Below are 7581 nucleotides of genomic sequence, written 5' to 3' on the forward strand. Positions count from 1 at the left end.
AATACATAAATATGATGGATTTACCATATATCTATCTATATTCAATGTTGATACAATAATAGCATTGTATCGATCAATAAAAAGATTTCATTTATAAGCTTTTATTAAACTATATAGATTACTCCTAATATACTTCCTCCAAGGAGGATATCATATCGATAAGTCAACAACATGCTTATTCTACCTTCCCATGGGAAAAGGTACAGACAGTATCAATCATGTAATGCCCTCTTTTTATTATATGGGCAGAAAAAAAATCTACATTTCGTTCTTATCAAAAAATCTCTGCATCAAATAGATGCCGGATCGATGAAACCGCTGCGCAGCATATGGTCTGCAAGCACGATCGCAACCATCGCCTCAGCCACAGGCACAAGTCTAGGGGGTATGGTGGGGTCATGTCTTCCATGAACCTCTATCTCGCATTCCTGGACCTTTTCCATATCCACTGTTCTCTGCTTCTTTGAGATGGATGGCGTAGGTTTGACCGCAATCCTGCATATAATAGGAAGCCCTGTGGATATGCCGCCAATTATACCGCCTGCGTTGTTGGTCGGACATGTGATCTGTCCGTCTTTTACTATGAACGGATCGTTCATCTGGCTGCCTTTCATGCGTGCACTTGCAAAACCAGCACCTATCTCCAATCCTTTTACAGCGCCTATGCTCATCAGTGCCTTTGAGATATCAGCATCCAGCTTATCGAATACAGGTTCGCCAAGACCTCTGGGAACTCCTGTGGCAATGACCTCTACTATGCCCCCAAGGCTGTCACCTTCTTTGCGCGCATCTTCGACCGCTTGCATCATCCTTGAAGCTGTCCTGAGGTCAGCACAACGGACCGGTGTTTTCTCTACGTTATCCATCACTTCGGTAAAAGACAGTTCGGAAGCTACAATGCCCCCCAATTCGATCACATGTGCAACAACTGTGATGCCGTAGCAGGAAAGCAAATGTTTTGCAATGGCGCCTGCAGCCACTCTGCCAAGAGTTTCCCTCCCGGATGACCTGCCTCCGCCTCTGTGATCCCTGATCCCATATTTTTCCCTGTACAACAGATCTGCATGCCCGGGTCTTGGGATAGTCCGCAGATAATCATAAGCACTTGAGTTTGCATCCTTGTTGCGGACCATCATGGAAATTGGCATGCCAGTGGTCTTTCCTTCGAACACACCTGACAGTATCTCTACGGCGTCGGATTCGTTGCGTGATGTAGAGGCACTGCTTTGTCCGGGTCTTCGCCTGTCCAGTTCCTTCTGTATCACGGAGGCATCAAGAAGCAGACCTGCAGGAGTTCCATCCACCACTACCCCCAGGGCATTGCCATGTGATTCTCCCCAGGTCGTTACCTTAAAGGCAGTTCCAAAAGTGTTGCCAGACATCGTTAGTAAATCATCCTTACTTATCTTATAGTTTATCCCGCATTTCCGGGTCATGAAGCAGGTTCAAGTGAAGTGGGTTCTATGTGGATTATAACATCCTGGACACCTTCAAAATGTTGTTTCAGTTCATATTCCACAGTATCGGCAATGTCATGGGACTTGAGAGTAGGCATTGTGGGATGCACTTCCACATGCAGATCGATGTATATGTGACCTGCAGTCCCTCGGGTCCTGATATTATGACAGTCAATAACTCCATCCACCGCACATACTACGCTATGTATTTCTTCAGCGTTGAGCTGAGACGTATCACACAGAACGGAAGAGCTTTTCATGATTATCCTGATGCCTGTATAGATGATGATCCCTGAAATTATGATCGCTATGATCGGATCAAGTACAGGCAAACCTGCTTTTATGGCAATGAGTCCCAGGATGACAGAAAGGGATACATAGATATCACTTCTGGTGTGCATGGAATCGGCTATCAGCACTTCACTTTGCAATTTTACTCCGTTGTTGTGTTCATAGGTGGTTACCATGTAGTTGATTGTCATTGTACCGACCATGACCAGAAAACTAAATGTCGTTACTTCGGGCATGATCCCAGTTCCGAATCTATGTAAAGCTGAGTTCACTATATTAAAGCCGGCAAACATCAGCAGCACAGCGATAAAGACAGATGCCATTGTCTCGAACTTGCGATGCCCATAGGGATGTTCTGCGTCAGGAGGTTTGGAGGCTGCCTGGATGCCTATCAGGCCCACTATATTAGAGACACCATCGAACAGGGAATGATAACCATCAGATTGCATACTGAGTGTATTGGTCAATGAGCCATAGATTATCTTTGCAAAGGAAACCGCAAGGTTCAGGAATAGGACCTGGATCAGTATTTTCCGTACTTTTTTATAACGTGCATCCATCTGTAAAAGGTTAGTATAGTATTGTATAAAAGGTTATGATCCTCAGACCTGAACAATGGAGTTAGGATCAATTATTCCTATAGCTATCTTAATATCTGATCTCCAGCAAATGAATACGCATGAAAATATCTTCATCTTACAAAGTTTTCCTTTTTATGGGTGCCATGTTATCTGCTATCGTGGTTTCAGGTTGTCTTGAAGCTCCGGAAGCATCTGCTGCTCTTCTGGATAATGATCAGCTTACTATCCATGGATGGTTGCAGGTAGGAGACCCAGAGGTCTCTCAGATCGAACACAACATAACCAAGAATACTGTTCTTACCATGAGCCTAATAAAAGTTAAGTATCAGGATGAAGAAATCTCTTCTGTCGTGGGAGGGGGTATCCAGAACGTTACATCCAGGCTTCATATCGATAGCAAACAAGCGTTCCCTGCGCCCACTATCATAACATACCGGATCACTATGCCGGGCGGAAAAAAACTGCCTCTGGAAACTTTTTCCTCTCTTATGTCTCCAAGCGTTGAGCGTACGAACAGAGATAATAATATTTCCAGTCTCAGATGGGGTAATACCACCGAATTGCAGCTGGACAATGGCAACAATGCAAATGCTTTTTTCTATAAAGGCAATTTCTCCGGGAATGGATCATATGTGGGCATATTGGGGATGGTGGTGACATACAATGATGAAAATTCAAGTACTATGATCATCGGATTTGTTCCCGATGGAAAGTTCGCCGTTCAGCTGGGGGATTCCAGAAAAGAACTGCTCTTCATCGATGGTAGGAAGGAATTAGAAGAAATGACAGACCTGATACAGACTGTGGAGTAACAGGATACCGGAAGGTATAATTTATATAATGACCCTGTTCAGTGCATGGTGAAAATTGCTGTCACAGGTAAAGGCGGTGTAGGTAAGACCACGCTTTCGGGGACTCTTGCGCGGATGCTTGCAAGGGATGGTTTTGATGTAGTGGCCATAGATGCTGATGCAGATATGAACCTCGCTTCATCCATCGGCATAAGCAATCCTCCGGATCCTCTCACTGACTATCAGGATATGATCGAAGAGCGGGCAGGGGAAAAAGGGGGCATGTTCAAGTTCAACCCCAAAGTTGACGATATCGTAGACAGGTTCGGGGTAGTTGGTCCTGACAATGTAAAGATGCTTGTGATGGGCACCATTGACACCGGAGGCAGTGGCTGCATGTGTCCTGCATCTTCTTTCCTTAAGGCATTCCTCAGGCATGTAGTACTGAAGGATAAAAGCGCAGTGATACTTGATATGGAAGCAGGGATCGAGCATCTGGGCAGAGGCACCACGAAGGGCATCGATCTTATGATAGTCGTTGTTGAACCGGGTAAACGTTCACTGGAAACCGCTGAAAGGATCAAGCACCTTTCCGAGGATATAGGTGTAAAACATCTGGCAGCGGTCATCAACAAGGGCAAGTCTGTGAACCTTAAACCGCAGCTTGAGGCACTGGGAATACCTGTGCTCGGTGAGATACCTTACGATGAAGACCTTGTCCGTGCAGATCTTGAAGGCGTTGCACCCATTGATGTGGGAGGCAAATGGGTGGATGCTGTGGCACAGATCAAGGATAACATGATGCAGATGATCAATGGTTTTGAGCAACAATAATATTCATTTTATAGGAAATACAGGATAACCGGCAGTAAGATCACACCCATGGCATTACTTTTTCTCACATGCATGAAAGATGGCAGCAGTCCTATGGATGTGGCCATGAGGAATATTATGATCCCGAATACCCCTGTGAATACAGCGACCATAACTACAAGACCTGTCAGTACTGCGATGCTCAGTTTCCTGTAGTCTATTTTTTCCATGAACAGGTGAATGGTATTTCCAATCTTGATAGTTGAATAATAGGAAAACATCGATGCAAGGATAACCACACATAACAGAATAAGGATAATGGGTATGCTAATTGCTGATGGTTCTAAGAAAGATGATATCGCCACAATTGCTCCATTACGGGCCCTGCCAATGAAGAAAAATACGAACAGTCCAAAAACCGCATTCGCAGTGTTGACACCTGACACTGATACGATGAACTCTCTGGCTTCGTTAAGAGGGTCATCTGTCATATTATATTTGGTATGATCCTTTTTGCCCTTTATCCTACCTAATTGTTCTGCGAGCAATGTGGCGACAGAAGATGATACCCCCGGCAGCCACGCTACAAAAGAACCTGCAAAACTTCCCGAAGCAATTGCTTTTATTGCCCTGTTAGCAGGCAGGGTGATCAGCGAAGTGCGCTGGGGTGGAATTACCGAACCTGTCGTCAGACTTACTATTAACTGGGAAGCTCCAAACAGGCCGCTTAACAGAGGAAGCAGTATAGATGGACTATCCGATTCAAACAGTGAGTTTGCCAAGTTTTCTTTCCCGAACGCAAAGATACCCAGCAGCCCACTCAGCCCAAACACTACAAATGCATAAAAAATATGCCTGTAACGAACCAGGGATCCCTGACCAGGTACATACTCGCCTTTCTCTGTTATGATCATCAGCAAAGCTATGAAGAGGAGCATCCAGCCAATGTGGTCCTGTATCAGTGGGTATATTGTGTACAGCAGGACCCCGAAAGGCAAAAGCAGGATGATGGATACAATGACAGAACCCGCGCTTCCCATAGCTGAAAGGCGAATGGCTTCGGGCCCTCTGCCGTCGAGCAGTAACTGATGTCCCGGGAGTACTGCCAGTGCCATGTCCGAGTTAGGCACTCCCAGATAGATGGCAGGTATTATGTCGTGGAAGGTGTGAGTGATACAGTTTGCCAGGATCATGAAGATGATATATATGGCTGGTATGCCGCTCTCAATAAGCATAGGGGATACAGATACCAGTAACATCGCAAAATTATTGCTGTGCAATCCGGGTATCAATCCAGACACTACCCCCATCAGGCAACCTGCAAGTACAGACAGCAATAAAAGAAGCACGGATATATCTTCAGTGATCATAGGCATTGTTTCATCCATTTCGTTTTTAGAACAGTGAAAATTATACCCCAAAGATGGTCTCTATCTTTATAAGTTTTTCCAGTTAGTTGTAATTCCGGGTAGTAACTGTAGCCAGCAAAGTCATCTGCTCACCACAACAATAAATAGGAAAATGCCTTTTTTGATGCAGGAATGAACCTATGAGCATCAAGTGTGATAAGTGCAAACATGATTCCATTATATACCAGAGATATTCCGGTATGCACCTGTGCAGGAAGCATTTCATGGAAGATGTGGAACGGAAGATAAAGCTCACCATACGCAAACATTATCCGGTGAAAAAGAATGAAACAATAGCCGTGGCTGTAAGCGGAGGCAAGGATAGCAGTGTACTGCTCTATATGCTCCATAAGATCCTGGGAGCACGTCCGGATATCCGACTCATTGCTCTTTCAGTTGACGAAGGCATAGCAGGATATCGGCACAATACCCTGGAACAGGCTAAAGGGCTTACCAGCCGGCTTGGTGTGGAGCATATTATTCTTTCTTTCAGGGAAGAATATGACAGAACAATGGATGAGATTGCTTCCTGGGACCGTGAAAAAGGGACCTGCAGTTATTGCGGTGTCCTGCGTAAATCCATTCTCAACCGCAAGGCGCTGGAATTAGGTGCCACTAAACTTGCGATTGGCCACAACCTCGACGATGAGGCCCAAACGATAATGCTGAACCATCTCAAAGGAGATGTGGCACGTATGGTACGTCTTGTTCCTCCCTGTGAGCTGGAAGGGCTGGTGCTCAGGATGAAACCCTTGCGTTACATTCCTGAAAAGGAGGTTGCAATGTATGCCTATCTCAATGGTCTGCCACTTAGTACCGGTGCCTGTCCCTATGCGCATGAAGCCATGAGGGGCGAAGTGAGGGAAATGCTGGATGATTTTGAGGATAAGCATCCGGGAACAAAATATGCTCTTCTGAGTAGTTTTGACAAGATAGCAGATGTCCTTGCCAGGGAAATGCCTATTGCAAAGCTTGCGAATTGCCGCATCTGCGGGCAGGCGTGCAGTGGTGAGCTATGTCAGGCCTGCAAGTTACTGGGAAAAGCCTGAAGGTCCTTTATTCAAAAGCGTACATGTCAAAGGAATAGAGTTCTTTTCCTGTACGGTCCATGTACATGCGTGTGATCCAGATGGTTGTGAGGGGCCTGATCATAAGCACTGAAATGAAAAGGTAGACCAGGCTCCATACGTTTGCGAGCGCTTCCACTGAACTGATAGCACTTCCAAATATTTCCAGTGCCAGGGAGATCGCAACTATTATTCCGATAATAGTGATCACGCCGGTCTTGTTCTCCCTGAAGAACTCCAGGCTCTTTTCAAGTGCAGAGATGGGGTCCAGATCATCCACAACCAGAGCATACTCTACAAAGAAAAGTAATATGCTGCCAACCAGGGCGTACAGGAACCAGGCCATTGTCCCAAGTACTATCAGTACACTTCCTGTGGAGGCAGGATCGGTCGTTAATGTCTCAAGTCTGTCGGAACTGAGTACACCGGGTACGAGAAAGATCACACCGGCCATTATTATAAGGCCGACGAGCGTTTTAGCAAGCAGAAGGTTCAGGACATGTTGGCGCCCGGATACCCACATTTGACCTAAGGATGTATCGCCGCTAAGTAATGCAAGACTGCACATACCAATAGCTCCGGCCTCGAAAAATGATCCGATGAGTAAGAACAGTAGCAAGAGGAATAAAGTACCTGCTATGAAAAGCAGCAGGTTTTCTTTTAAGAGGGAACTTAATATTTCCAGATATACTTCCGGTGGTATGTTATCGGCTACAGTGGAAGAAGCTATTTCAGGCATTACAAAGACTATTACAAAAAGAGCTACAGCGAACAAGGAAAAGATTATCGTTGCCATCAGGTCCAGAATGAAAGGAACTGCTATCACCATGTTCCTTGTCCATGTCCCATAGCCCTTGTTCAGTAATGTGCCCATGTCTTCATACATGCTTCTGCTCCTGTAGCTACCTTATACATTTTAATATAAAAAATGTTCCTAAAAACTTAATAAAAGAGTGAGGCCCGATGGCCTCCTACATTCTTATCGTTTAAAGCAGTCCTTTGCCAATGAAAAGAGCTGAGAACAGGATGGCGATCATGTTGACCACCTTGATCAGAGCATTGAGGGCAGGACCGGAAGTGTCTTTGAAGGGATCACCTACGGTGTCACCTACAACTGCAGCCTTGTGTGCATCAGAGCCTTTTCCACCAAAGTTTCCATCCTCTATGTACTT

General features: G+C 45.4%; 8 protein-coding genes. 3 read left to right on the plus strand and 5 right to left on the minus strand.

Annotation, left to right across the window (positions count from 1 at the left end; genetic code table 11):
- Positions 1–290 precede the first annotated feature (290 nt).
- The gene (gene aroC / locus AB7U21_RS08780; RefSeq protein WP_333787082.1) at positions 291–1382 is read right to left on the minus strand and encodes a chorismate synthase; all 1092 of its coding nucleotides are present in this window, start codon (positions 1380–1382) and stop codon (positions 291–293) included.
- 50 nt (positions 1383–1432) lie between these two features.
- Complete coding sequence (locus AB7U21_RS08785) at positions 1433–2308, minus strand: cation diffusion facilitator family transporter (protein WP_428388376.1); 876 nt, start codon at positions 2306–2308, stop codon at positions 1433–1435.
- A gap of 119 nt (positions 2309–2427) precedes the next feature.
- On the opposite strand from AB7U21_RS08785, the gene AB7U21_RS08790 reads away from it, so the two are divergent.
- Positions 2428–3141 (plus strand): hypothetical protein, encoded by a 714-nt coding sequence (locus AB7U21_RS08790; protein WP_333787080.1) that lies wholly within the window; start codon positions 2428–2430, stop codon positions 3139–3141.
- Positions 3142–3186: 45 nt separating this feature from the next.
- Positions 3187–3954, plus strand: coding sequence for a carbon monoxide dehydrogenase accessory protein CooC (locus tag AB7U21_RS08795; protein WP_333787079.1), 768 nt, complete (start codon positions 3187–3189; stop codon positions 3952–3954).
- An 8-nt stretch (positions 3955–3962) separates the two neighbouring features.
- On the opposite strand, the gene AB7U21_RS08800 is transcribed toward AB7U21_RS08795, so the two are convergent.
- Positions 3963–5303, minus strand: a complete 1341-nt coding sequence (locus AB7U21_RS08800; protein ID WP_428388379.1) for a tripartite tricarboxylate transporter permease — start codon at positions 5301–5303, stop codon at positions 3963–3965.
- A gap of 179 nt (positions 5304–5482) precedes the next feature.
- Here AB7U21_RS08800 and AB7U21_RS08805 point away from each other — a divergent pair, with 179 nt between their 5' ends.
- On the plus strand, positions 5483–6391 hold the full coding sequence (locus AB7U21_RS08805; protein ID WP_428388381.1) for a TIGR00269 family protein: 909 nt from the start codon (positions 5483–5485) through the stop codon (positions 6389–6391).
- Between the two features lie 7 nt (positions 6392–6398).
- On the opposite strand, the gene AB7U21_RS08810 is transcribed toward AB7U21_RS08805, so the two are convergent.
- Together AB7U21_RS08810 and AB7U21_RS08815 are read right to left on the minus strand one after the other, a co-directional pair.
- Positions 6399–7295, minus strand: coding sequence for a hypothetical protein (locus AB7U21_RS08810; protein WP_333787076.1), 897 nt, complete (start codon positions 7293–7295; stop codon positions 6399–6401).
- A gap of 100 nt (positions 7296–7395) precedes the next feature.
- On the minus strand, positions 7396–7581 hold a 186-nt coding region (locus AB7U21_RS08815), incomplete at its 5' end, for a sodium/proton-translocating pyrophosphatase (RefSeq protein ID WP_428388383.1).

It is taken from the genome of Methanomethylovorans sp. (assembly GCF_050177135.1).
In the GTDB taxonomy this organism is placed as follows: domain Archaea; phylum Halobacteriota; class Methanosarcinia; order Methanosarcinales; family Methanosarcinaceae; genus Methanomethylovorans.

Bases quoted from the DNA above. Each gene is read 5' to 3' on its own strand.
- AB7U21_RS08810 (WP_333787076.1), bottom strand. From the start codon at position 7,295: ATGTATGAAGACATGGGCACATTACTGAACAAGGGCTATGGGACATGG.
- AB7U21_RS08790 (WP_333787080.1), top strand. From the start codon at position 2,428: ATGAAAATATCTTCATCTTACAAAGTTTTCCTTTTTATGGGTGCCATG.
- AB7U21_RS08785 (WP_428388376.1), bottom strand. From the start codon at position 2,308: ATGGATGCACGTTATAAAAAAGTACGGAAAATACTGATCCAGGTCCTA.
- AB7U21_RS08800 (WP_428388379.1), bottom strand. From the start codon at position 5,303: ATGATCACTGAAGATATATCCGTGCTTCTTTTATTGCTGTCTGTACTT.
- aroC (WP_333787082.1), bottom strand. From the start codon at position 1,382: ATGTCTGGCAACACTTTTGGAACTGCCTTTAAGGTAACGACCTGGGGA.
- AB7U21_RS08805 (WP_428388381.1), top strand. From the start codon at position 5,483: ATGAGCATCAAGTGTGATAAGTGCAAACATGATTCCATTATATACCAG.
- AB7U21_RS08795 (WP_333787079.1), top strand. From the start codon at position 3,187: ATGGTGAAAATTGCTGTCACAGGTAAAGGCGGTGTAGGTAAGACCACG.